The sequence below is a fragment of the Paenibacillus sp. Y280 genome (assembly GCF_056786335.1).
This window is the reverse complement of record NZ_JBXCIW010000002.1, coordinates 223392-247509: the sequence shown is the minus strand read 5'-3', so window position 1 is coordinate 247509 and position 24118 is coordinate 223392. Positions and strand designations below refer to the sequence as shown.

The following is a 24118-nucleotide window of genomic DNA, read 5'->3' as shown; positions in this document are numbered from 1 at the left end:
TGAGGTGACAATGTGAACGAGAGAATCGCCCAATTTAGAGGCAGGCTTACTCAATTTTGGGGCCATATGGGCAGAAAACAAAAAATATGGCTGGGGGCATCCATTAGTGGAATTTTGTTAACAATTATTTTGTTGACAATCGTATTTACGAGAACAGAATACGAGATTGCTTTTCAAAATTTGGACACAACCGATGCAGCAGCCATAATGACTTACTTAGACAGTAGCGGAATTCCTTATCAGCTTAGCGACAATGGAAAAAGCATTTCAGTTCCCAGCACGGAGGCATCGCGAATAAAGGTCGATGTAGGTTCACAAGGGCTGGTTCAGAACGGATCAATAGGTTTTGAAGCTTTCAATTCAAGCTCCAGCCAGTTTGGAACGACTGAAAATGAATTCAATGTTAAATATTTGAATGCTTTGAATGGCGAAATTCAGCAGCTGTTAAGTGCGATGCAGGGGGTAGAAAGCTCTAAGGTTCTTATTAATTTACCAGAAGAGAGCGTGTTTCTATCAGCAGAGGAAGCAGAGCAGGCTTCAGCTTCTATCATGATGAAATTCATGTCGGGCTATCGACCTAGTCAAAAAGAAATCGATGGTTATTATAACCTAGTTAAAACGGCAGTTCCTAATTTAGCCATTAAGGACATCACGATTTCTAGCCCTCAAGGTGAACTTACATATTCTGAAGTGGATGGCGGTTTAGCTAATAGCGCTGATGCTGTAGAATCGCAATTCATCATTCAACGGAAATATGAAACAGAGCTTAAGAAAAACATACAGCAATTTCTTGGACCAATCGTTGGTGCAGACAATCTAGTTATTCAAATATCCAGCAGCATGAACTTCGACAAGAAGACATCGCAAGAATCAGTTGTGAAGCCGTTAGACAACAACAACAATAACGGAATAGTTATAAGCGAACAAATTGATAGCAGTACATCAACGGGAGGCGCTGGTGACGCTGGCGGTGTTGCAGGTACTGGGGAGACTGATGTACCAGGATATACAGATGGTTCAGCAGCGCAAGGGACTTCGGAAACAAATTCACAAATTCGAAATTATGAAGTAACTCGAATAAACAATAATATCGTTTCGGGCCCGTTTGTTCTTAAAGACCTCTCAATTAGTATCGGCATTGAGCAAACAGAAATGAATGATGAAGCTAGCAGAACAGCAATTATGACTTATTTGACAGCTTTGGTGAGAGCACAACTCGCAGATTCCGGTCAAGATGTAAATGATGACGCGTTAATGGCCAAAAAGGTTGCATTGATTGCTAGAACATTTTCTGGCAGCAGCGAGGCTAATCAAGCTAGCGTACTATCTATGCCTTGGTTAATCGGTATCGGTGTCGCTGCTCTTGCAATAATTGGCGGATTAATTTATGTAATAGCGGCCCGCAGACGCAAGAAAGAAGCTGAAGAAGAAATTGAATTGGCTGCTCCTGCAAAAGTAGAATTCCCTACGCTTGATTTGGAAAGTGTCAGTAATGAAAGTCAAGCACGTAAAAATCTTGAAACACTCGCCAAACGCAAACCGGATGAGTTCGTTAATCTTCTTCGCACATGGCTTGTGGATGAATAGAGGTGGTTTCATTGTCAAAATCAATGCAAGGCTTGTCAGGTCGTCAAAAAGCAGCTATTTTGCTCATAACGCTTGGACCTGAAGTATCGGCACAAATATTCAAGCATTTACGCGATGAAGAAATTGAGCAGCTAACGCTTGAAATCGCGAACGTCCGTAAAGTGGACAGTCAGGACCGCGAAACGATACTAAGTGAGTTTCATCAAATTTGCTTGGCTCAAGAGTATATCACGCAAGGCGGTATTTCGTACGCTAAAGATATTTTGGAAAAAGCACTTGGCGAATCAAAAGCGCTTGAAGTCATTAATCGACTAACGGCTACCTTGCAGGTAAGACCATTCGATTTTGCTAGAAAAGCAGAGCCTACACAAATATTGAACTTTATTCAAAATGAGAATTCGCAGACGATCGCATTGGTTTTATCGTATTTGCAATCCGAGCAATCCTCGCATATTCTTTCCTCGCTTCCGCAGGAGAAGCAGGCAGAGGTCGCAAGGCGTATTGCGCTCATGGATAGCACTTCGCCAGAAGTTATCTCTCAGGTTGAGCGTGTTCTAGAGCAAAAGCTATCCGCTACCGTTACACAGGATTACACGAATGCCGGCGGTATCGATTCAATCGTACAAATTTTAAATGGTGTCGATCGCGGAACAGAGCGTACCATACTCGACGCGCTTGAAATTCAAGATCCAGAGCTAGCAGAAGAAATCAAGAAGCGTATGTTCGTATTCGAGGATATTGTCAACATCGACAACCGCTCGATTCAACGAATCATTCGGGATATCGAGAATGCAGATCTTCAGCTTGCGCTCAAAGTGGCGAGCGAAGAGGTTCGAGAAGCGATATTCCGCAATATGTCGAAGCGTATGGCCGAGACCTTCAAGGAAGAAATGGAGTTCATGGGTCCAGTACGCCTTCGCGACGTGGAAGAAGCGCAAACTCGTATCGTTGCTACTATTCGCAGACTAGAAGAGTCAGGAGAAATCATCATCGCCCGCGGTGGAGGAGACGATATCATTGTCTAATTTGATAAAATCTTCGAGCGTGATTACTCTTGAACAGTTAAAGCAGCTTGAATTGCTGCATCAACGGAATCTAGAAATCGGCGAACCGCAAGAACAGGAAGCGGATATCGAATCTGTTCCGGATGAAGAGACAATCTCCTTAAGAGATCAGATTTTGAATGATGCTCAGCTCTACGCAGAAGAACGTCTTCGCGAGGCAGCACAGGAAAGCGAAAGGCTTCTGGCTGAAACGCAGCAGCAAATCGAAGTTTGGTGGCTGCAAAAGCGTACCGATGACGAAGCAGCCTCCGAAGCCTCGAGGCAAACCGGTTATGAGCTTGGTTATGCGGAAGGTGCAGCAAGCTCAGAAACGGAAATGCGCGAAATTTGGGAGCAGAAGCTCACTGAAGCATCGGATGTGCTAAAAACTGCGTTCCAAATGAGAGAACAAATCATTCAGGAAGCTGAACCCTTTCTTGTGGAATTAAGCTGTGCGATCGCCGAGAAGATTATTGGGCAGCAGCTTACGTTAGCTCCTGAGATGGCGATTGAATTAATTCGCAAATCATTGTCTCGCCGTAGAGAGCAGGGAGTCATCACGCTCTGCGTCGCTCCTGGCCAGCTCGCTTTCGTACAAGCTGCAAGGGAAGAACTTCATTTCGCAATCGATTCACAAGCGGAATTGCAAATTTTGCCTGACTCGACGGTGAGAGATAACGGCTGTGTCATTCGTTCTTCATTTGGCAGCATTGACGCTCGCATCGATACGCAGCTTGCTGAGATTAAACGTGAGTTAATCCATCTTGCTCATCATAGCGGCGAAGAGCGAGGTCACTACAATGATAGTGAATAACTTGGATGTGCTGAAATATATTGAGCATCTGCAGCCACTTGATCCGGTACGAATAAACGGAAAAGTTACGCAGGTCATCGGTCTAACGGTCGAATCGGAGGGGCCGGATGCGAGCATTGGAGACGTATGCTTCATCTATCCATCCAAAGGCGCGAAGCCGATCAAAGCTGAAGTCGTCGGATTTCGAGATAACAAGGTTATCTTGATGCCGTTAGGCGATCTTCACGCGATAAGCCCTGGCTGCGATGTCGTTGGTACGGGCAAGCCACTAACGGTGCAAGTCGGGTCAGAGCTGCTTGGAAAAGTGCTCGACGGCTTAGGCAATCCGCTCGACGGTTCTTTTTTGCCAAGCCGCATGCCTCATTATTCAACACATAATGAACCAAGCAATCCGCTCATGCGTCCGCGAGTCGTTGAACCGCTAGGGATTGGCGTTAGAGCTATCGACGGTCTACTAACCGTAGGTCGCGGCCAGCGTGTAGGCATCTTCGCAGGCTCCGGCGTTGGAAAGAGTACGCTGCTAGGCATGATTGCTCGGAACACATCTGCTGATGTCAACGTTATCGCCTTAATCGGCGAGCGCGGACGCGAAGTGCTGGAATTTATCGAGAAGGACCTCGGTCCTGAAGGCTTAGCGCGTTCGGTCGTTATCGTCGCTACTTCCGACCAGCCAGCCTTAATTCGTATGAAAGGCGCGTTGATTGCGACATCTATCGCTGAATATTTTCGCGATCGCGGCCTGAACGTCATGTTGATGATGGATTCGGTGACGCGGTATGCGATGGCGCTGCGTGAAGTTGGACTCGCGATCGGCGAGCCGCCTGCTACACGCGGCTATACGCCTTCTGTATTCGCAGCGCTGCCTAAGCTGCTTGAAAGAGCAGGAACAGGACCTACAGGCTCGATAACAGCGTTCTACACCGTGCTCGTTGATGGCGATGACATGAATGAGCCGATCGCGGACGCTGTCCGCGGAATACTGGATGGTCATATCGTTTTGAGCCGTCAACTCGCACATAAAGGACATTTTCCGGCAATCGATGTACTTGCATCTGTCAGTCGCGTTATGAAAGAAATCGTGACTGAAGAGCAGCAGGATGCCGCCAATGAATTGAAGAAAATGCTTGCTATCTATAAAGATTCGGAAGACTTAATCAATATAGGGGCGTACCAGCGAGGATCGAATGCAGAAATTGATAAGGCGCTGCAATTTATTGAACCCATTCAGAGCTTTACGAAGCAGAAGACCAATGAAAAGGTAAGCTTAGAGGAAGCACAAAATCGTTTAATTACCGATTTTTATAGGAGTTGAATCGATAGATGGCATCGTTTAGGTATTCATTTCAGAAGGTCATAGATTTGAAATCGAGTGAGAAGACTCAAGCAGAATGGTTGCTGTCAACGGCAATTGGCGCTTTAGCTGCAGAGGAGCTGTCGCTAGAGGAGCTGCGTGCGAAGCAGCAGGAATGGGAAGTGAAGCTTCAAGAAGCTTCAAGTATAGCCGTTCCTCTATCAGAGCTGCAGCTCATACAGCAATACTTGGACTATTTAGTAGCTTGTATTACGAGTAAGTTGAAAGATGTATTGCATGCACAGAAGGCGGTTGAGCAAAGCAGGCTTAGACTTTCCGATAAGATGAAGGATGAGAAGGTATGGCTTAAAGCTAAAGATCATGCGCGTGACCGGTTCCAGTATGCGATGCAAATTAAAGAGCAGAACGAATTGGATGAGATGGCAAGCGTCCGTTTCATGATACCAACCCCATAAAATGATGCGATATACCGGCTAGAGGGAGTGAGTGGAATTGGCGGGTACGGAAAATGAAAAGCAAGGCTACAGCACACTTGAACGAATTATGTTTTTGATGACGCCGATTTTATTCGCAATCGTTTTGCTCGGCGTATTGTATACCTTGTTCAATATTGACTTTCGCAATAAAATGCTGGAAACCGGAAATTCTATCCCATTCCTTAAAGACGTGCTTCCGGAGCCAAAGATTGCAGGCGGAGCGTTAAATGATGATGATTTGAGAACAGCAAACATGTCTGCGAAAATTGCGGATTTGCAAGCTCAACTTACTGCGATTGAAAGCGAGCTAGCAGCTGCGAATCAAACGAAGACGATGCTGGAGCAAGAGGTAAAAGTTCTAGAGAGCGATAATACGCAGCTCAAGAGCTCTAATGATGATCAATTTCTTGAGGATGAGCAGTACCAGTCAAAAATTCAAGAGTTAGCGAGCATGTTTTCCAAAATTTCGCCAAGCAAAGCAGCACCTATTTTGCAAAGCATGACTTTGGATGAAATGGTGCTGGTGTTTGCGAATATGCGAGCTGACGACAGAGTTCGCATTATGGAGAAAATGAATCCGCAGACGGCTGCTGATGCAGCGATGAAGCTAAAGGATAATGTGAAGGCCAAGGATCTGCAAATTGCAGCACTGCAAGCGAAGCTGGATGCACAGAAGACGCCGCAAAAGGCGCAGGCTTCCTCTGTCCTTGATCAAGAGCAGCTTAGCGCGACATTTACAGCTATGGACCCTAAAAGCGCAGCTGAATTGTTGGTCAAAATGGTCGACGTGAGTCCTAGTAAAGTGCTTCGCATTTTAAATGCGGTTGACGACGCGAGCAGATCAACGATTTTAGCCGAAATGTCAGCTCTTAATAAAGCGATCACAGCACAGCTGGTATCGAAGTTGATGCCTGGGAGTTAATGGCTCTGATCAAGTGTCTATTTAAGCCCCCCTATATTGAAAGGAGGTGAGAAAAATGGAAATGATAGTATCTCAAGTCGCATCTACCCAGCAACAGGCACAATCGACTGCAAGTGGACAAGCAAGCAAAAGTGCAGGCGGAGTTGAATTCCAAAAGACGTTAGTGCAACAAATTAACAGTGAAGCCGCTAGCGGCACTGGAAATACACAGGGTGTTCAACTTGTTGCGAATGTACAAAAGGAAGGAACGGTTGAAGCGGAGATAGCTGCGGCTGCACCTGCTATATCCGATCTGATGTCAATCATTGATGGATTGCTTGCTCAGCTTGAAGCTCCGGCAACAGAAGACGGTGAAGCGCGAGAAGTAGATGAGCAGCAGTTGAAGCAGCTTGAGGCCGTACTAGATCAGATGGATGCACTGCTTGCGCTTTTAGGAATTCCAGTGCCAGTTATTCAGCAAACCAATAACCAATTGCAGGCTGAAAATGGAACCCTATCTGTTCAAGAGTCTGCTGTAAATGTTTCTAATGTGAAGTCAAACCTTCAGGACACATTGCTTCAATTGCAGTCGATGCTTCAGCAAGGAACAACAAAGATGATTCAACAGCAAGAGCCTACCGTGCTAATAGCGGAGCAGCTTAAAGCGTTAACAGCGATTTTGGAAGGCGAACCGGTGGATACGAATAAGCCTCAGACGAAATCGATTGCCTTCACACAACAACTGTTTACACAGCAAAATGCTCCACAAGCTGAGGTTAGCACGCTGCTTCAGCGTTTATCGCAGCAGTCTGTTCATCCAGCATTATTATCTACGGCTGTACAAAGCACCGAACAGGCAGTCGAAGCAGAAATCGCGATTTCACCAATCGAGCCGAACGCGCAGCTGCAGCTCGTCGCAAGTCAATCGGAAACACTTCGTGGACTTGCACCGCTTGCCGCTAATGCAGCAGCTACATCATTTGTTGTTGCGGACGATTTTGCCAAGTCCATGACAGGAATGATCGTGCAGAAATTTGACCTGACGACAGTGAACGGTGTATCAGAAGCTAAAATCATGCTTTTTCCTGAACATCTAGGTCAAGTGGATGTTCGAATTACGATGCAAAATGGCTTGTTGACGGCAATCTTCCAAACTGATACAGCTATGGCCAAGGATATGCTGGACAATCAGATGGCACAGCTTCGATCTGCTCTACAAGCACAAGGCTTAATGGTTGATAAGCTAGAAGTATCGCAGGGTCAGTCGACAGCGCAGCTTTCTCAGCAGCATCAAGGCCAAGGAAGCAGAGAGCAGCAATCTTCCAGCCGACATGCTTTTACCGGCGATGAAGGTGCAGGCGAAGCCCAATTCGAAACCGAATTGATTGAACAAGCCACTATTCAAGGTCTTGGGTTCGGTAGAGGAATAAATGTTAAGGCCTAGCTGAACGATATGATCGCTAAAGAGGATGGAGGTGATCGGGAATGTCAGACAGCATGTCTACTCGCGTAGTTTGGCCGAATTACAGTCAAGCGAACGTGCAAGCGGCAGCAAGCAAAAAGGATTCTGGAACATTAGGCAAGGATCAATTTCTGAGCATCCTAGTTACGCAGCTGCGGAATCAGGATCCCATGCAGCCGCTGCAGGACAAAGATTTTATTGCGCAAATGGCACAGTTTACATCGGTAGAGCAGCTTATGAACATGGCGACCGAGTTAACCTTAATGCGACAGAGTATAGGTTCCGCTTCCACCATGATCGGAAAGACGATTGAATGGAACGAGTACAACGAAGCCGGGGAAGTAACTACCGCAAGCGGAGTTGTCAATTCCATTATTTCGAAGGAAGGCAAACTATATGCAAGGGTAAGCGGCGCGGAAATAGCTCTTGATTATGTCACATCGATTTCGGAGACAAATGGCGATCATACGCAGCCAGACGAATCGGTCGACAAATCTTCTGAAACAGCGAATGCTGAGGAGGAGGTTGAGGTCTAGTGAATGACGGCGTGAGAATCGGGCATATTTTTCCGGTTAAGTCCACACCTCTACAGCCAAGCAAAGCAGCAGTTAGCCGTGCTTCGCAGCCAACACCATTTCAAGAAATGCTTGATGCGAAGGTGCTTAAGTTCAGCCATCACGCTGAGGTGCGCATGCAGCAGAGAGGCATTAAGCTGCAGCCGGAATCTTTGACGAAAATTATGAATGCTGTTGAAGAGGCGGCATCAAAAGGCGCGCAGGACTCATTAATTGTTTTTCGAGATATAGCAATGATCGTAAACGTGCCAAGCCGTACGGTTGTAACGGCAATGGATGGCGGGCAAATGAGGAGCAATGTATTTACGCAAATAGACAGTGCTATTATTTTATCGTAAGGCTGGACCTATCAGGAAGCCTTAAGCTGTGGACCGAATGAAGCAGCTTTATGATAGTGCGTACATCCTTTTCAAGCCAAATGAGTCTAATCCATATTCCAGGAGGAATAACAAACAATGCTAAGATCGATGTATTCGGGCGTATCCGGTATGCGCGGCTTTCAAACAAAGCTTGACGTAATTGGTAACAATATTGCGAACGTCAACACGGTTGGTTTTAAAGCTGGCCGCGTCATGTTCAAAGATATCTTAAGCCAGACGGTGGCGGGTGTTACTGCGCCTGAAGATGGCGTGCGCGGCGGTGTAAACGCGAAGCAAATCGGTTTAGGCGTGTCCATCGGTTCCATCGATACGGTACATACCGCAGGCAGTGCAATGACGACGAACCAACCGACGGATCTTCGAATCGATGGCGATGGCTTCTTTGTAGTAAGAGCCAATGAGGAATCAGAAATGCTTCTTACGCGCGCGGGCAATTTTACTCTGGATGCCAACAGACAGCTCGTTACAGGCGATGGTTACTTTGTTCTAAGCGCTGACCAAGCGCCGATCGTGCTTGATGAAGCGATCACTGCTTTCTCCATCGGACAGGATGGAACCATTATGGGGGTTACTGCTGATGGAACGGAACCTGTTGCGCAGCTTGGCGTTGCCAAGGTCGTAAACCCAAGTGGACTTGAGAAGCTTGGCGGCAATATGTATCGTGTGACGGCTAATGCTAACCCCGACGCTTCCATTGAAGACTTTTTGACCTTCGCTGGTGACCCGGAGCTAGGGACGGGCGCTATCATTGCGGGTCAACTTGAAATGTCTAACGTTGACTTAACGGCTGAGTTTACGGAAATGATCGTTGCGCAGCGCGGCTTCCAAGCCAATTCACGTATCATTACGACTTCTGATGAAATATTGCAAGAGGTTGTTAACTTAAAACGATAGGTAAGTCATAATGAGCGGGAGGCTTCATGCCTCCCCTAGGTGTGAGGGGGTAACTGATGATTACCGTAACACGTTTGAATGGAACAAAAGTCACGATTAATGCATTGCTCATTGAATTGATTGAAGAATCTGCTGATACGGTTATTGCGCTTACGACAGGAAAAAAGCTGGTAGTCAAAGAAAAGACAGCTGAACTGTTGCTGCTTAATCAACAGTATCTTCGAACAATAGGCCTCATTGCGGCGGCCCAGAAGAGTGAACAAACGGAGGGTCCCTCAACATGAAAAAAATGCTTCCTTGGCTAATAACGATTTTATTATCCATAACGTTAATCGCAGTTGTTGCCATTATTTTATTTAAGTCCTTTTTTACTGATCCGAAGGAAACGGCGACAGAAACCAAAACAATCGAGGTTAAAGTGCTGTCGGCAGATGAGCGGGTGGAGGTTACATCCGAATTAAAAGATTTCAGAAGAAACCTAAAAGATCCCGAATATGTTGTGGTTCTAAGCTTCGCATTCCAGCTTGACAGCAAGAAAACAAAGGAAGAATTCGACAAGCTGCTCGAAATTGAAGTTCGACCTATCATTAACCGTACATTAGCGGATATGACTGCTGCAGAGTTTCAAGGCTCGCAAGGCGAGGATGCGCTTGAATCGAAGCTCCTTAACCTAATTACTCCTATTATTCCGAAAGGTAAATTGGTAAAGGTTGAAATCACCAACTTCCTAATTACCGAGCTTTAACTGACTACGCAGACATTCCTCGAAGGAGGTGAGATATTTGGTTGATGTTTTATCGCAAAATGAAATTGATGCGCTGCTAGCTGCATTGGACTCCGGTGAAATGGATGCAGAGGATTTAAAAAAGGAAGAGATAACGCGTAAAGTCAGTTTATATGATTTCAAACGCGCCGTTCGCTTCTCCAAGGATCATATTAGAAGCTTGACTCGGATCCATGAAAATTTTGCGCGATATTTGACAACCTATTTCTCAGCGCAACTTCGCACTTTTGTTCAAATAAATGTCGTGCAGGTCGAGCAATTGCCTTATGACGAATTTATACGTTCGATTCCTAAGATGACAATCTTGAACATATTTGAAGCGGAGCCGCTGGAAGGTCGAATGGTGCTTGAGGTACATCCAAACGTAGCATACGCTATGCTGGATCGAATGTTAGGCGGACAAGGCATTGCGCCTTCCAAGATTAACAATTTAACGGAGATCGAAACGATCATTATGGAGCGTATCTTTAGCCGAACATTCGAAAGCCTGCAGGAAGCATGGAGAACAATTATTGATATCTCTCCAAGGCTTGAAGCCCTTGAGACGAATCCTCAGTTTATGCAAATCGTTTCTCCGAATGAGACGATTGCGCTTATCTCATTCAGCACTAAGATAGGCGATACAACAGGCATGATTAACTTATGTATTCCGCATGTTGTTATCGAGCCGATCATGTCAAGACTTTCTGTTCATCATTGGTTTGTTTCGCAGAAGAAAGCACGTGCGCCTGAAGAGGTTGAAATTTTGGAGCAGCGCGTAAACAAAGCGAAGCTGCCTATCGTAGCAGAGCTTGGCGAATCTGCGATTACAATAAAAGAGTTCTTAGGGCTGAATATTGGCGATGTGATCTCCTTGAATAAGTCAGTCGATGATGGGCTGAAAATTAAAGTTGGAGAGAAGCTTAAATTCATTGGCAGTCCAGGCTCCGTTAAAGGACGACTGGCTGTACAAGTTGATGAGATCGTCAGCGAAGGAGTGGAAGAAGATTATGACGAGTAAGGACTATTTGTCGCAAGAGGAAATTGATGCATTGCTTCGTCAATCCTCCAATGAGCCGGAGCCTGCGCAGTCCTCTGAGGGTGGAGCTCAGCTTGCAGACTTCTTAAACGAAATGGAACAGTCTGCACTCGGCGAAATTGGAAATATCACCTTTGGCAGCGCCGCAACAGCATTGTCAACGCTGCTTGGCAAGAAAGTAGATATTACGACGCCGCAAGTTACCATTGTAAAGAAAGATGAGCTCCCTGACATTTTCCCTAAGCCGCATGTAGCGGTTAGCGTGCAGTATGTCGATGGCTTTCAAGGCATTAACTCCCTCGTCATTAAGACGAAGGATGCACAAATCATAGCTGATCTCATGCTAGGCGGCGACGGTAACAACATTACGGTAGAAGCGCTGAATGAAATCCATATTAGTGCTGTACAAGAAGCAATGAATCAAATGATGGGTTCTTCCGCTACTTCTATGTCGACGATCTTTAATAGATTTGTAAATATATCGCCGCCGGGAATTGATATTTTGGACGTAAACAAAGGCGATGGCATGGAGCATTTGCCGCCGGTGGATTTGTTTATTAAGATTTCATTCCGGTTGACGATTGGCGATTTAATCGATTCGACGATTATGCAGCTGCTCCCAATCCCATTTGCAAAGCAAATGGTTGATATTTTGATGGGGGTAGTAGAGGAAGAACCTGCGCAGCCAGCTGCTCTGGCTTCGCCAGCGCCTCCTGCAGCGTCCGCAGCACAGCAAGCTACAGCAATGCAGGAAACGGCAGCGACGGCTCAGATGAGCGCTGCACCGCCGCAGATGCATATGGCACCGCCAATGCAGCAAATGCCGCCTATGCAGTATCAAACGCCAGCCGCTGGCTACGACATGCCGATGCAGCCGCCTGGACCGCATACATATGGCCATTCAGCAAATCGAAACGTAAACGTGCAGCCTGTGCAATTTGCTAATTTTGGAAATGCACCTTTTAATCTGCCAGATGAAACAAACCTCAATTTACTTCTCGACATACCGCTTAAGGTCACGGTAGAATTAGGAAGAACCCAAAAGCAGATAAAGGATATTTTGGAGCTGTCGCAAGGCTCGATTATCGAGTTGGACAAGCTTGCTGGCGAGCCAGTGGACATCCTTGTAAACAACAAGCTAATAGCAAAAGGCGAGGTTGTTGTCATCGATGAAAACTTTGGTGTTCGCGTTACCGATATCGTAAGCCAATGGGACCGCATTCAAAAATTACAATAGTATCCTAGGAGGATAAAAAGATGGCAAACCGCATTCTAATCGTAGACGACGCAGCTTTCATGCGCATGATGATTCGAGACATTTTATCAAAGAACGGCTACGAAGTCGTCGGTGAAGCCCCAGATGGCGCTCAGGCGGTTGAGAAGTACAAGGAATTGAAACCTGATTTGACAACGATGGATATTACGATGCCAGAGATGGACGGAATCTCCGCACTGAAGGAAATCAAAAAGCTTGATAGCAACGCAAAAGTAATTATGTGTTCAGCAATGGGTCAGCAAGCAATGGTAATTGATGCGATTCAAGCAGGCGCAAAGGACTTCATCGTCAAACCGTTCCAAGCTGATCGCGTTATTGAAGCGATTAAGAAAACGCTCGGATAACGGTAGGACATTATGCTTAACATACCTTCGCGCATTTCAATGGTGTCTGCTCTTGGGATGGCGATATGGCCTCGTTTTGCGGCTGCTGCTGCAATTGACGGCAGCAGCGCAAATCAAGATGAACAGATGGTTTTTACCGGATCAAAGGATCTAGCGGGCAGCTTGGTTTGGGTGATCATCTCGCTTGCCATCGTTATCGTGCTGATAATTATCGTTATAAAATGGCTGTCTCAGCGCAACCGTACGTGGGGAACGAATCGATCGCTTCGTTCACTCGGCGGAATTGCGCTAGGACAAAACAACTCGCTTCAAGTCGTTGAAATTGCTGGTCGGATTTACATCGTTGGCGTTGGAGAGAACATTACTCTACTCGATAAGCTTGATGATCCAGAGCAAGCTGAGTCCCTTATCTCGGCGCTTGAGCGCCAGCAAGAGTCAGTCTGGTCAAAGGATGCAATCTCTCAATTGCTTAGCAAACTAAAAAACCGAAATGAGAAAGCAAGTCCCGAGCCGTCAAACGAGCAATGGAACAAGGAATCTTCTTTTTCGGATTTGTTGCAAAGCAAGCTAAGCAAGCAAGCGGACCGCAAGCAACAACTTGAATCGTTGTTACAAGACTCAAAAACAAATGAACGGTTGATCGATGATGAAAAATAAATGGTGGTTATCAATCGTTGCTGTACAGCTGCTTGCGCTACTCTTACATAATCAAGCATTTGCGGAACCGTTGCCCGACGTATCCATCAATATTGGCGACGGTAGCGGCGAAACGTCCGGTACTAGCGCTATATCCATTCTTCTATTAATAACAGTACTAAGCATCGCGCCAGCGATTATGGTTCTTATGACCAGCTTTACTCGTATCGTTATCGTTCTTGGCTTTGTAAGAACATCACTCGGAACGCAGCAAATGCCTCCCAATCAAGTGCTAATAGGACTTGCGATGTTTTTAACCTTTTTCATCATGGCTCCGACATTCTCGCAAGTAAATGAGGTTGCGCTTCAGCCTTATTTAAAAGGTCAAATCTCGCAAACTGAAGCCTTTAAAGAAGCATCCGTGCCAATGAAGAAGTTTATGTTCTCTCATACGAGAGAAAAGGACTTGATGCTCTTCATGAATTACACCAAAACGGAGAAGCCGGCTTCATTCGAGGAGATTCCGATTACGGTATTAATACCTGCTTATGCAATAAGCGAGCTCAAAACTGCGTTTCAAATGGGCTTCATGATCTTTATTCCGTTTCTAGTCATCGATATGATCGTTGCAAGCACTTTGATGGCGATGGGGATGATGATGCTTCCTCCCGTTATGATATCGTTACCGTTTAAATTGCTTTTGTTTGTTTTAGTTGATGGATGGTATTTGATTGTTAAATCATTATTGTTAAGCTTCAACACGTGATACTTGCAGGGAGGGACGTTCGATGAGTACTGATTTCATAATCGGATTGGCCGGCGAGGCCGTATTCGTGGTTTTGAAAGCCAGTGCGCCAATGCTCGTTCTTGCTTTGGTTGTAGGGTTAATTGTCAGCATATTTCAAGCAACAACACAGATTCAGGAGCAGACGCTTGCTTTTGTTCCGAAAATTGTAGCGGTCTTCGTGTCCATCATTGTTTTTGGCCCATGGATTCTTAATACGGTTATCGACTTCACTTACAATCTGCTGAACAATCTTCATAATTACATCGGTTAGGTTGTGAGTGGATGAACGCGATCGTACAAGGTTTTCCTATTTTTTTGTTAATCTTTTGTCGAATTACAGCGTTTTTCGTCGTTGCGCCTGTCTTTTCTTCGCGAGGCGTGCCGAATGTATTTAAGATTGGGCTTGGCTCATTCATCTCATTTACTGTTTTCTTGACGTATGGGATGAATCAGACGATCGTACCGGATGCAGAGTATGTGCTTGTTCTGCTGCGAGAAATATTGGTCGGCGTACTGATGGGTTATGTGGTCTATTTGTTTTTTACTGTCGTACAAACCGCTGGCGCATTTATGGATTTGCAGGTTGGTTTTGCAATGGCTAACATCGTAGACCCTCACACAGGTACGTCAGCCCCATTGCTCGGCAATTTCAAGTACATGCTGATTATCGTCATTTTTCTAATGATGAACGGCCATCATTTTATGTTGACTGCGCTTATGGATAGCTACAAATGGATGCCTTTGTCAAACGAACTTTTCAGCAAATTAATGAGCGGCAGCGTGACCGACTTTTTGACGAGAACCGTAGGCAACACCTTTTTACTGGCTATTCAAATAGCGTCACCATTAATCGTTGCCATGTTTTTGACGGATGTTGGATTAGGTTTCTTGACCAAAACAGCCCCTCAATACAATGTGTTTGTAATCGGTATCCCGCTTAAGCTGATCATTGGCATGTTTTTGCTCATTTTGTTAATGCCAAGTCTTGCTGGCATATTCGAAAGATTGTTTTCCATCATGTTTGATGCTTTGGAGCAGTTATTCGGAATCGTGCAAGGACCGCCGCCTGAGGGACAATAGGAGGATGCTGCCCATGCGTAATTACCGACTAAAGCTTGATCTTCAGCTTTTCAGTCAGGAGAAGACCGAGGAAGCAACTCCGAAGAAAAAGGACGAAGCTAGGAAGAAAGGTCAAATTGCTAGATCCTCTGACCTACCCGGTTCATTAATCATGCTGTTTACATTTATGGGATTCATCATGCTGGGCGGATTTTTTAAAAAGAATACTATGATGCTGTTTGGAAATCTGTTTGAAGATTGGTTGCTGATGGAGCTGACGACCGAAAACGTGATGTCGCTTTTTACCGATGTAACCATTCAATTACTGCTCATTTTGATGCCGATATTTGCAATAGCCATGGTCATTGGGATTCTAGGGAACATCATCCAATTTGGTTTTTTGCTCACCGGCGAACCTCTTCAAATGAAATTAAGCAAGCTCAACCCAATTAATGGCTTTAAACAAATTTTTTCCGCAAAAACGATCGTTGAATTTCTGAAAAGCGTACTGAAGTTGCTTATTATAGGCGTTCTAGTTTATATGGCCATTTCAAAAGAGTGGGACCGCATATTGGTGTTAGCAAGCTTGCCTGTCCAGCAGATCTTTAGCTTTACAGCTGGTTTGACGGTTAGATTAGGCATTGAAATTGGTGCGGTGCTTACTGTACTCGCATTTGCAGATTTTTTCTATCAACGTTTTGAGCATAACAAAAGTCTCAGAATGTCCAAGCAAGATATAAAGGATGAACACAAGAAATCGGAGGGTGATCCGATCATCAAAGGCAGAATTCGTGAGCGCCAGCGCAGAATGGCCATGCAGCGAATGATGCAGGAGGTTCCTAACGCAGATGTCATCATCACCAACCCTACACACTTTGCTATCGCATTGAAATATGATGCGACGAAGATGGAGGCGCCAAAAATAATTGCCAAAGGCATGGATCATGTCGCGCTTCGCATTAGAGAAATAGCCAAAGAGAACGGCGTTGTTACTATGGAAAATAAACCACTGGCCAGAGCGCTTTATGAACGTGCTGAGATAGGGGATGTTATTCCTCCAGACTTGTTCCAAGCTGTGGCCGAGGTGCTCGCATACGTATATAAGATGAAGGGCCGAGTAAAATCATCATAACGCTACGAGAGGAGACGGCATCATGAAAGCAAAGGACTTTGTAGTACTATTTGGCGTAATTGGTATTGTGCTCATGATGATTATCCCGATCCCAGTCCTATTACTAGATATTCTAATTATTTTAAACATTTCGATAGCCCTGATGATTTTGCTAATCGCTATGAATACGAAGGAAGCGCTGGACTTCTCTATTTTTCCGGCCATTCTATTAATAACCACACTATTTCGTCTCGCACTGAACGTTTCTACAACAAGAAATATTTTATCGCATGCTGAAGCAGGGGAAGTCGTTGCTACATTCGGCAGCTGGGTTGGCGGAGGGCAAATCGCAATCGGATTTATCGTCTTCCTCATCCTTGTCGTCGTACAATTTATCGTAATTACGAAAGGCTCCGAGCGGGTGGCAGAGGTCGCAGCAAGATTTACGCTAGACGCGATGCCCGGCAAGCAAATGAGTATTGATGCCGATCTAAACGCTGGCTTGATCAATGAGCAGCAAGCGAAAGATCGCCGGTCCAAAATTGAGCGGGAAGCTGATTTCTACGGCGCCATGGATGGTGCCAGTAAATTTGTAAAAGGCGATGCGATTGCCTCGATCATTATTCTAGTGATCAACTTGGTCGGCGGTTTCATAATCGGGATGGCCATTCATGATTTGAGTTTTGGCGAATCGTTATCAACCTTCTCCATTCTTACGATCGGTGACGGTCTCGTCAGCCAAATTCCAGCTTTGCTTATTTCAACAGCTGCGGGACTTATCGTAACAAGGGCGGCATCGGACGGCAATTTGGCCGAGGATGTTACTGCGCAATTGTTCAAATACCCTAAGTTGTTATTTATCGCCGCTGGAACGATCGCTTTGCTAGGTCTTACGCCGATCGGTCCAATTCGGACTTGGCCATTCGCCATCATGCTTGCATTCGGCGGCTGGTATATGCAGAAGGCGATTCATAAGCAGCAGGAGCAAGAGGAAATGATGGTTGAGGAGCAACAGATCGAAGAGGTTAGAAGTCCCGAGAGTGTTATCAGCCTCTTGCAGGTTGATCCGATCGAATTCGAATTTGGCTACGGGTTAATCCCGCTTGCCGATACACAGCAGGGCGGAGACTTGCTGGATAGGATCATTATGATTCGCAGGCAGTGCGCTTTGGAGCTAGGACTTGTTGTCCCTGTCATTCGGATCAGGGATAATATCCAGCTTAAACCAAATGAGTATGTGATCAAAATAAAAGGAAACACCGTTGCTCGCGGCGACTTGCTGCTCAATCATTATCTGGCAATGAGTCCAGGGTTCGAGGACGATTCTGTCGTCGGTATTGAAACGACAGAGCCAGCCTTCGGATTGCCAGCCATTTGGATTGATGAGCAGATGAAGGAACGTGCAGAGCTGTCAGGGTATACGGTCGTTGATCCGCCGTCTGTCGTTGCCACTCATTTAACGGAAATTATAAAACGTCACGCGCATGAGCTCATTGGCAGGCAAGAAACGAAGCAGCTTGTGGAAAATGTCAAAGAATCATATCCAGTTCTTGTTGATGAATTAATTCCTTCTATTCTAAGCATCGGCGATGTACAGAAAGTACTAGCCAAGCTGCTTCGAGAGAAAGTGTCCATTCGAGATCTTGTTACGATTTTTGAAGCATTGGCTGATCATGGAAATTATACGAAGGATTCGGATATTTTGACCGAGTATGTACGTCAATCCTTATCAAGACAAATTACGCAGCAGTTTTCTTCTGGCGGCGATACGTTAAAAGTTATCACGGTGGGACCGCAGCTTGAGAAAAAAATTGCAGAATCTGTTCAGCAATCCGATCAAGGAAGCTATATCGCATTAGATCCGATATCTACGCAGCAGATCTACCAGAAGCTAAACGAGCATGTCAACCGACAAATTCAGTCAGGTCAACAGCCTGTCATTCTCGCATCGCCTACTATCCGTATGTATTTAAGACAAATTGTGGAGAGAACGATGCAAGATTTGCCGGTGCTTTCTTACAGTGAGCTTGAACCTAACATAGAAGTTCAAAGCGTCGGGGTGGTGAACCTATGAGAGTAAAACGTTATGTCGTCAATGCATTGCCCGAAGCTGTATCCATGATTCGCAGCGAGCTTGGGAAAGATGCCGTTATTTTGAATACGAAGGAAATTAAAGTTGGCGGGTTTATGGGAATGTTCCGCAAGAAGAAGATGGAGGTTATAGCCGCTATCGAGTCGAATCAAGCGAATATCCCTTCACCCCAGCAGCGAACAGCTAATCCTCAAGTAGATGCGGCGGTTGAACAGATCTTGCAAACGGTTCAGCGTACGGCTACTGCTGTCATGGAACCGCCTGCTGCGGTCACTGTGAAAGAATCAGATAATAGAAAAGAACGTGAACAGTACATTATTGACGAAATACGCGACCTACGAGAATACATGGTCAAGCTATCGAAGCAGCAAAGCAGCCATCGTGGGATGTCCGAGCATTTAATCCAGCTTAAGGAGCATTTGATCGATCAGGAAATGGACCCGTTATGGATCGAGCGGTTGCTGCAGTTAATGGTAGAGAAACAGCTTGAGGAAAATAGCGAATACAGCAAAGAGCTGGTTTGGGAGCATGCGGCAGCGCAGATTGAAGAGTGGCTGCAGCCTTACAGCGGAAGTGGAATCAGCAGTCAAGCACGAGTCGTACATTTTGTAGGACCGACCGGTGTTGGCAAGACGACCACGATTGCGAAGCTGGCTGCGGAGCAAACGATAAAAAAGGGCCGCAAGGTTGGATTTATTACTTCTGATACGTACCGGATTGCGGCTGTTGATCAGCTTAGAACGTATGCCACCATACTGAACATACCGCTTGAGGTTGTATTCTCGCAAATGGATCTCACTCGTGCTTTCAAGCAGCTTGCCGAGCAGGAACTGATCTATATGGATACAGCCGGACGGAATTTTCGCAGCGAGCTGCATGTCTCGGAAGTAAATAGCTTGCTTCAAACCTCTGAGCCTAGCGAAACGGTACTCGTGCTTAGTCTGACCGGCAAAACTCGCGATATGGCAGCTGTTGCGGATCATTTCAGCAAATATGGCGTTCGAAAAGTGTTGTTTACTAAATTAGATGAAACGTCGGTGTTTGGAGCGATCTTCAATCTGATTATGAACTTTGAATTGCTGCCTACATATATGGCAAGCGGACAGACCGTACCAGATGATATTGAGTTGTTTCAAATTGATGTTTACATTAAGAAGCTCCTCGGGAGCAATGGCCCATGATGGATCAAGCAGAAGCATTGCGTAATTTAGTTAAACAGCAGGAACTTCAAGACGAAGGCCGAACGACCCGTGTTGTGACAGTCACCAGCGGGAAGGGAGGCGTTGGGAAATCGAATTTCAGCTTAAACTTTGCCTTATCGCTTCAGCGGCTTGGCAAAAAAGTGCTCGTATTCGATGCTGATATCGGCATGGCTAACATCGATGTGCTTATGGGCATTACATCAACCTACAATTTATATCATTTGCTTAAGCAGGAGAAGACGATTTGGGAAATCGTCCAGGAAGGTCCCGAGGGGCTGAACTTTATCGCTGGCGGCTCAGGCTTTCGCGACCTGATGGATTTATCGGATGAGCAGCTCGATCGCTTCGAGGTGGAAATAAGCAAGCTTCATGGAAAGTATGACGTTATCTTATTTGATACGGGTGCCGGGCTTTCCAAGGAAACGGTAAAGTTTATAACCGCAGCTCAAGAAACTATCGTGGTCACAACGCCAGAGCCAACGTCAATTACTGATGCTTATGCTTTGATTAAGATGGTTAAAGCGATGAATGTGAACGTTCATTTCAAATTAATCGTCAATCGCGCCGTGGATCCCCGCGAAGGAAAGCAAACGGCTGATAAGATCACCATGGTAGCACAACGGTTTCTTCAATCAGATCTGCCGCATTTAGGCATTTTGCCGGATGACCCTAACGTCTCTAAAGCGGTAAAGCGCCAGGTACCATTTACGGTCGCTTACCCGGGAAGCGAAGCATCGGTAGCCATTGATCGGATAGCGAAGCATTTTCTCGAAATACCACAGAGCTCTACAGAAAGCGGCGGAGTCAAAGGATTTTTGCAAAAAATGTTCAGACTCTCAAGATAATCCTTTGGAAGTGAGGAGGAAATAGAATGGCTCCTTATCGCATACTTGTTGTTGACGATTCCGGTTTTATGCGAAAAATTATTAGTGATCTAATCATCCAGGACCCGCAATTTACGATCGTAGCTACTGCCCAAAATGGTCAAGAAGCAATTGAGGCGGTTCGTGAATGGAAGCCGGATGCTATTACCTTAGATTTGGAAATGCCTCTAATGAACGGAATTGAAGCGCTGCAAATCATCATGAGGGACAATCCAACACCAGTCATTATGCTCTCGGGAATTAGTGAAGACAATACGAGAGAAACGATCAAGGCTTTGCAATTTGGTGCTTTCGACTTTATTAGAAAGCCATCAAGCGCCATATCGAATGACATTCATCAGGTTGGTGATTTTTTACTTGAAAAATTGCGGATTGCCGTTCAAACGAAGCGCTATCAGCCGATTATTGCCATTAGTGAGAAGCAAGAAGTAATTGAGGATAATCTTGTTCTACGAGAGCAAGTAATAGAGTCAAAAAGGATTAAGCCTTCACAACAAGAGGAGCCGCAAGCATCACCGCCGCCTACTCCAATCAAGGATCGGAGCAAACCGATTTTTCCGAAAATGGAGCACAAGAAGCAGCAGTTGGAGCAAGCGGCACCCCCTTTACATACAAAACTAAAAAGCTCGAAGCCTGAGGTTGCGGCGCCTAGCAAAATCAAACCGACGATTGCAGCGCGCAAAACCGTACTTAAAGAAACACAGGTTGTTGCTAAGCCGCTTCAAATAGAGACACCCTCTATTAGAAAGGAAAGGGCTGGAAGCCCGGTCGCAGCAATCAAACATATAGTAGCTATCGGTACTTCAACAGGAGGCCCGAGAGCGCTCCATGAGGTTATAACATCATTGCCAAGAGATTTCCCAGCACCAGTGCTTATCGTCCAGCATATGCCTCCAAAATTTACGAAGTCGCTAGCTCAGCGACTGGATAGCTTTAGTGAACTGCAAGTGGTTGAAGCAGAGCAGGGTGAGAGAGTATCTGTAGGAGTCGTTTATATTGCGCCTGGCGGTTACCATATGGAGCTTGCCAAGGATGCTTCCGGTTATTCGATCTTACTGACAGAGCAGCCGCCTCGCAACGGCCATCGTCCATCCGTCGATGTATTGTTTGAATCGTTTGCTTCGTTTCGAGAGCTGAAGCGGCACGCTGTCATCATGACGGGCATGGGTAGCGATGGCGCGAAGGGCATGAAGCTGCTTCAAAGCAGCGGTATCGAAACAACGATCGCGGAAGCAGAAGAAACCTGCGTCGTGTACGGGATGCCGAGATCTGCTATTGAGGCTGGCTGTGTAAATAAAGTATTGCCGCTGCAGCTCATTGCCTCGCAACTTGTGCAGGCAGTACTGAAATAAATAGGCTAGAATCGCTTAAACATTCTAATAGGAGGTGCTAGTAAATGGATATGAATGCCTATTTATCGATGTTTATCGATGAATCTAATGATCACCTGCAGTCGCTGAATGAAAATTTGCTTCGGCTTGAAAGCGAGCCAGAGGAGCTTAGTATCGTTCAAAATATTTTTCGTTCAGCTCATACGCTGAAAGGGATGTCAGCGACTATGGGCTTTGAGGATTTGGCGGCGTTAACGCATGAAATGGAAAACGTGCTGGATCTTGTTCGCAATAACAAGCTGAAGATGGACAGCTTTATTTTTGACACCTTATTTAAAGGATTAGACGCTCTTGAAGCTATGGTTCAGGATATTGTAGGCGGAGGTACAGGTAAAGCTGACGTCACCTCAATCGTTGTATCCTTGCAAACGATTCTAAAGAGCGATTATAGCGCTAGCAGCTCATCTGCAGCACCAACAGTTGCTGCAAACGCAGCAGGTGCTTCATCTTCAAGCGTATCAGGGGCGATTCTGCTTGATGAGTTCCAATCCTCCATTTTGCTTCAATCGATCGAGTCCGGGCTTAGCGTTTATCACATTCAGATCGCGATCCGAGATAATTGTTTGTTGAAAGCAGTACGCGCCTATATGGTATTTGATTTGCTGGAACGCAGCGGTGAGGTTATTAAATCCGATCCTCCTGCCCAAGATATCGAGCAGGATAAATTCGATTTCTCCTTCACCGTGTTTACGATTTCTCAGTTGACGCAGGAAGACCTTCAATCGCAGCTTATAAACATATCCGAAATTGAAACGGCAACCGTAACGTTGCTCGATGCTGAGTCGTTAGCTGTACTCAGTCAATCAAACGCTGCTGCGGCAGTAGAAGTTGCCGATGCTGCTCTGGCTGCACCGATCGTCACGGAACAACCAGCACGAGAAGGAGCTGGAAAAAGCCAAGCGCCTGCAGCGAAGGCTGCGACTGCAGCACCTGCAAATGTAGCAAGAACGATACGGGTTGACATTGAGAGATTGGATACGCTAATGAACCTATTTAGCGAATTGCTCATTGACCGGGTAAGACTTGAACAGCTATCCAGTGAAATTAAGCGCAATGATTTGACGGAGACGGTCGAGCATATGGCACGTGTCAGCTCAGACTTGCAAAGTATCGTGCTGAAGCTGCGGATGGTTCCGGTAGATTCGGTATTCAACCGTTTCCCGCGTATGATTAGAGATTTAGCTAAATCGCTAGACAAAAAAATCGATCTAGTCATTACCGGAGCAGACACAGAGCTTGATCGTACCGTTATTGATGAGATTGGCGATCCGCTGGTACACTTGCTGCGCAACTCGGTTGACCATGGGATTGAGACCGTTGAAGAGCGAATTGCTGCCGGCAAGCCGGAAACGGGAACGATTTTCTTGCGTGCCTTCCATAGCGGAAATCATGTATTCATCGAGGTAGAAGAGGATGGCCGTGGCATCCACCACGAGCGAGTCCTAAAAACAGCCATTAAAAATGGCGTAGTTACAGAAGAGCAAGCAAAGCTGCTTTCACCTGACGAAATTAATATGCTCATATTTGCAGCCGGCTTTAGCACTGCTGACAAGATCTCGGATATTTCGGGAAGAGGCGTCGGCCTTGACGTCGTGCGATCCAAAATTACATCATTAGGCGGAAACGTAACGATTGACTCCGCATTTGGCAGAGGCACTAAGTTTTCCGTTCAACTGCCGCTTACTCTTTCTATTATTTCGGCGATGCTTATTAAGCTGGGCTCTGAGAAATATGCAATTCCATTAACGTCTATCGTAGAAACCGGCATCATCAGCAAGGAAAATATTTTACATGTTCACGGCAACAAAATGATTGAGTTTAGAAACACCATCATTCCGCTCGTATCGCTTAGCAATGTGCTTGATTCCCCGGATTTTGATGAGAATCAAGAGCAGGAAACTGAAATTGTTGTTGTACGCAAAGGCGAGAAATGGGCTGCTGTTATGGTTGACGAATTTATCGGCCAAAGCGAAATCGTCCTAAAATCGTTAGGCAAATATTTAACCAATATCGAAGCGATCTCTGGCGCAACGATACTGGGCGATGGCTATGTCGCATTGATTATTGATCCGAATGCACTAATCAAATAA

At 45.7% G+C, this 24118-nt stretch carries 25 protein-coding genes; all 25 read left to right on the top strand.

The genetic code is table 11. From position 1 onward, the window contains the following. Positions 1-12: 12 nt before the first annotated feature. Positions 13-1587, top strand: a complete 1575-nt coding sequence (gene fliF, locus AC1TPC_RS03880) for a flagellar basal-body MS-ring/collar protein FliF (protein ID WP_482065547.1) — start codon at positions 13-15, stop codon at positions 1585-1587. A 23-nt stretch (positions 1588-1610) separates the two neighbouring features. Further along, entirely contained in the window at positions 1611-2612 is a 1002-nt protein-coding gene (gene fliG / locus AC1TPC_RS03875) for a flagellar motor switch protein FliG (protein ID WP_482065661.1), read from the top strand. Then, positions 2605-3444 (top strand): FliH/SctL family protein, encoded by an 840-nt coding sequence (locus AC1TPC_RS03870; protein ID WP_482065546.1) that lies wholly within the window; start codon positions 2605-2607, stop codon positions 3442-3444. The genes fliG and AC1TPC_RS03870 overlap by 8 nt, the downstream gene beginning before the upstream one ends. Beyond that, positions 3431-4756 (top strand): flagellar protein export ATPase FliI, encoded by a 1326-nt coding sequence (fliI, locus tag AC1TPC_RS03865; protein ID WP_482065545.1) that lies wholly within the window; start codon positions 3431-3433, stop codon positions 4754-4756. The genes AC1TPC_RS03870 and fliI overlap by 14 nt, the downstream gene beginning before the upstream one ends. Positions 4757-4764: 8 nt before the next feature. Then, the gene (gene fliJ, locus AC1TPC_RS03860; RefSeq protein WP_482065544.1) at positions 4765-5211 is read left to right on the top strand and encodes a flagellar export protein FliJ; all 447 of its coding nucleotides are present in this window, start codon (positions 4765-4767) and stop codon (positions 5209-5211) included. A gap of 37 nt (positions 5212-5248) precedes the next feature. Beyond that, a complete protein-coding gene (locus tag AC1TPC_RS03855; protein WP_482065543.1) occupies positions 5249-6154 on the top strand; it encodes a magnesium transporter MgtE N-terminal domain-containing protein in 906 nt (301 codons plus the stop codon). 55 nt (positions 6155-6209) lie between these two features. Beyond that, complete coding sequence (locus AC1TPC_RS03850; protein ID WP_482065542.1) at positions 6210-7577, top strand: flagellar hook-length control protein FliK; 1368 nt, start codon at positions 6210-6212, stop codon at positions 7575-7577. A 41-nt stretch (positions 7578-7618) separates the two neighbouring features. Further along, on the top strand, positions 7619-8131 hold the full coding sequence (locus AC1TPC_RS03845) for a flagellar hook capping FlgD N-terminal domain-containing protein (protein WP_482065541.1): 513 nt from the start codon (positions 7619-7621) through the stop codon (positions 8129-8131). Next, positions 8131-8508 (top strand): TIGR02530 family flagellar biosynthesis protein, encoded by a 378-nt coding sequence (locus tag AC1TPC_RS03840; protein ID WP_482065540.1) that lies wholly within the window; start codon positions 8131-8133, stop codon positions 8506-8508. The genes AC1TPC_RS03845 and AC1TPC_RS03840 overlap by 1 nt, the downstream gene beginning before the upstream one ends. 117 nt (positions 8509-8625) lie before the next feature. Then, positions 8626-9444 (top strand): flagellar basal body rod protein FlgG, encoded by an 819-nt coding sequence (gene flgG, locus AC1TPC_RS03835; protein WP_482065539.1) that lies wholly within the window; start codon positions 8626-8628, stop codon positions 9442-9444. Between the two features lie 56 nt (positions 9445-9500). Then, positions 9501-9728 (top strand): flagellar FlbD family protein, encoded by a 228-nt coding sequence (locus AC1TPC_RS03830; RefSeq protein WP_482065538.1) that lies wholly within the window; start codon positions 9501-9503, stop codon positions 9726-9728. Further along, positions 9725-10189 (top strand): flagellar basal body-associated FliL family protein, encoded by a 465-nt coding sequence (locus AC1TPC_RS03825; RefSeq protein ID WP_482065537.1) that lies wholly within the window; start codon positions 9725-9727, stop codon positions 10187-10189. Before AC1TPC_RS03830 ends, AC1TPC_RS03825 begins: the two co-directional genes overlap by 4 nt. Positions 10190-10226: 37 nt before the next feature. Further along, complete coding sequence (gene fliM / locus AC1TPC_RS03820) at positions 10227-11228, top strand: flagellar motor switch protein FliM (protein ID WP_482065536.1); 1002 nt, start codon at positions 10227-10229, stop codon at positions 11226-11228. Further along, positions 11218-12483 carry a flagellar motor switch phosphatase FliY gene (fliY, locus tag AC1TPC_RS03815; protein WP_482065535.1) on the top strand — a complete coding sequence of 422 codons (1266 nt, stop codon included), beginning with the start codon at positions 11218-11220 and terminating at the stop codon, positions 12481-12483. The genes fliM and fliY overlap by 11 nt, the downstream gene beginning before the upstream one ends. 20 nt (positions 12484-12503) lie before the next feature. Next, positions 12504-12866, top strand: a complete 363-nt coding sequence (locus AC1TPC_RS03810) for a response regulator (RefSeq protein ID WP_056637129.1) — start codon at positions 12504-12506, stop codon at positions 12864-12866. Between the two features lie 57 nt (positions 12867-12923). After that, positions 12924-13523, top strand: a complete 600-nt coding sequence (locus tag AC1TPC_RS03805; RefSeq protein WP_482065534.1) for a flagellar biosynthetic protein FliO — start codon at positions 12924-12926, stop codon at positions 13521-13523. Next, positions 13513-14268 carry a flagellar type III secretion system pore protein FliP gene (gene fliP / locus AC1TPC_RS03800; RefSeq protein WP_482065660.1) on the top strand — a complete coding sequence of 252 codons (756 nt, stop codon included), beginning with the start codon at positions 13513-13515 and terminating at the stop codon, positions 14266-14268. The genes AC1TPC_RS03805 and fliP overlap by 11 nt, the downstream gene beginning before the upstream one ends. A gap of 22 nt (positions 14269-14290) precedes the next feature. Further along, positions 14291-14560 (top strand): flagellar biosynthesis protein FliQ, encoded by a 270-nt coding sequence (gene fliQ / locus AC1TPC_RS03795; protein ID WP_424765780.1) that lies wholly within the window; start codon positions 14291-14293, stop codon positions 14558-14560. Between the two features lie 11 nt (positions 14561-14571). Beyond that, entirely contained in the window at positions 14572-15369 is a 798-nt protein-coding gene (gene fliR, locus AC1TPC_RS03790; RefSeq protein WP_482065533.1) for a flagellar biosynthetic protein FliR, read from the top strand. Positions 15370-15382: 13 nt separating this feature from the next. Further along, on the top strand, positions 15383-16480 hold the full coding sequence (gene flhB / locus AC1TPC_RS03785) for a flagellar biosynthesis protein FlhB (protein ID WP_482065532.1): 1098 nt from the start codon (positions 15383-15385) through the stop codon (positions 16478-16480). 22 nt (positions 16481-16502) lie between these two features. Next, a complete protein-coding gene (flhA, locus tag AC1TPC_RS03780) occupies positions 16503-18533 on the top strand; it encodes a flagellar biosynthesis protein FlhA (protein WP_482065531.1) in 2031 nt (676 codons plus the stop codon). Next, the gene (gene flhF / locus AC1TPC_RS03775; protein WP_482065530.1) at positions 18530-19732 is read left to right on the top strand and encodes a flagellar biosynthesis GTPase FlhF; all 1203 of its coding nucleotides are present in this window, start codon (positions 18530-18532) and stop codon (positions 19730-19732) included. The genes flhA and flhF overlap by 4 nt, the downstream gene beginning before the upstream one ends. After that, positions 19729-20598, top strand: a complete 870-nt coding sequence (locus AC1TPC_RS03770; protein ID WP_482065529.1) for a MinD/ParA family protein — start codon at positions 19729-19731, stop codon at positions 20596-20598. The genes flhF and AC1TPC_RS03770 overlap by 4 nt, the downstream gene beginning before the upstream one ends. A gap of 26 nt (positions 20599-20624) precedes the next feature. Next, the gene (locus AC1TPC_RS03765; protein WP_482065528.1) at positions 20625-21989 is read left to right on the top strand and encodes a protein-glutamate methylesterase/protein-glutamine glutaminase; all 1365 of its coding nucleotides are present in this window, start codon (positions 20625-20627) and stop codon (positions 21987-21989) included. A 44-nt stretch (positions 21990-22033) separates the two neighbouring features. Next, the gene (locus AC1TPC_RS03760; RefSeq protein ID WP_482065527.1) at positions 22034-24118 is read left to right on the top strand and encodes a chemotaxis protein CheA; all 2085 of its coding nucleotides are present in this window, start codon (positions 22034-22036) and stop codon (positions 24116-24118) included.

Coding starts and splice junctions, on each gene's coding strand:
- AC1TPC_RS03810 (WP_056637129.1), top strand. CDS start 12,504: ATGGCAAACCGCATTCTAATCGTAGACGACGCAGCTTTCATGCGCATG.
- AC1TPC_RS03765 (WP_482065528.1), top strand. CDS start 20,625: ATGGCTCCTTATCGCATACTTGTTGTTGACGATTCCGGTTTTATGCGA.
- fliG (WP_482065661.1), top strand. CDS start 1,611: ATGCAAGGCTTGTCAGGTCGTCAAAAAGCAGCTATTTTGCTCATAACG.
- AC1TPC_RS03805 (WP_482065534.1), top strand. CDS start 12,924: ATGGCGATATGGCCTCGTTTTGCGGCTGCTGCTGCAATTGACGGCAGC.
- flhA (WP_482065531.1), top strand. CDS start 16,503: ATGAAAGCAAAGGACTTTGTAGTACTATTTGGCGTAATTGGTATTGTG.
- AC1TPC_RS03760 (WP_482065527.1), top strand. CDS start 22,034: ATGGATATGAATGCCTATTTATCGATGTTTATCGATGAATCTAATGAT.
- AC1TPC_RS03845 (WP_482065541.1), top strand. CDS start 7,619: ATGTCAGACAGCATGTCTACTCGCGTAGTTTGGCCGAATTACAGTCAA.
- fliQ (WP_424765780.1), top strand. CDS start 14,291: ATGAGTACTGATTTCATAATCGGATTGGCCGGCGAGGCCGTATTCGTG.
- fliI (WP_482065545.1), top strand. CDS start 3,431: ATGATAGTGAATAACTTGGATGTGCTGAAATATATTGAGCATCTGCAG.
- AC1TPC_RS03830 (WP_482065538.1), top strand. CDS start 9,501: ATGATTACCGTAACACGTTTGAATGGAACAAAAGTCACGATTAATGCA.
- fliR (WP_482065533.1), top strand. CDS start 14,572: ATGAACGCGATCGTACAAGGTTTTCCTATTTTTTTGTTAATCTTTTGT.
- fliJ (WP_482065544.1), top strand. CDS start 4,765: ATGGCATCGTTTAGGTATTCATTTCAGAAGGTCATAGATTTGAAATCG.
- AC1TPC_RS03825 (WP_482065537.1), top strand. CDS start 9,725: ATGAAAAAAATGCTTCCTTGGCTAATAACGATTTTATTATCCATAACG.
- fliY (WP_482065535.1), top strand. CDS start 11,218: ATGACGAGTAAGGACTATTTGTCGCAAGAGGAAATTGATGCATTGCTT.
- AC1TPC_RS03850 (WP_482065542.1), top strand. CDS start 6,210: ATGGAAATGATAGTATCTCAAGTCGCATCTACCCAGCAACAGGCACAA.
- fliP (WP_482065660.1), top strand. CDS start 13,513: ATGAAAAATAAATGGTGGTTATCAATCGTTGCTGTACAGCTGCTTGCG.
- AC1TPC_RS03770 (WP_482065529.1), top strand. CDS start 19,729: ATGATGGATCAAGCAGAAGCATTGCGTAATTTAGTTAAACAGCAGGAA.
- flhF (WP_482065530.1), top strand. CDS start 18,530: ATGAGAGTAAAACGTTATGTCGTCAATGCATTGCCCGAAGCTGTATCC.
- flhB (WP_482065532.1), top strand. CDS start 15,383: ATGCGTAATTACCGACTAAAGCTTGATCTTCAGCTTTTCAGTCAGGAG.
- flgG (WP_482065539.1), top strand. CDS start 8,626: ATGCTAAGATCGATGTATTCGGGCGTATCCGGTATGCGCGGCTTTCAA.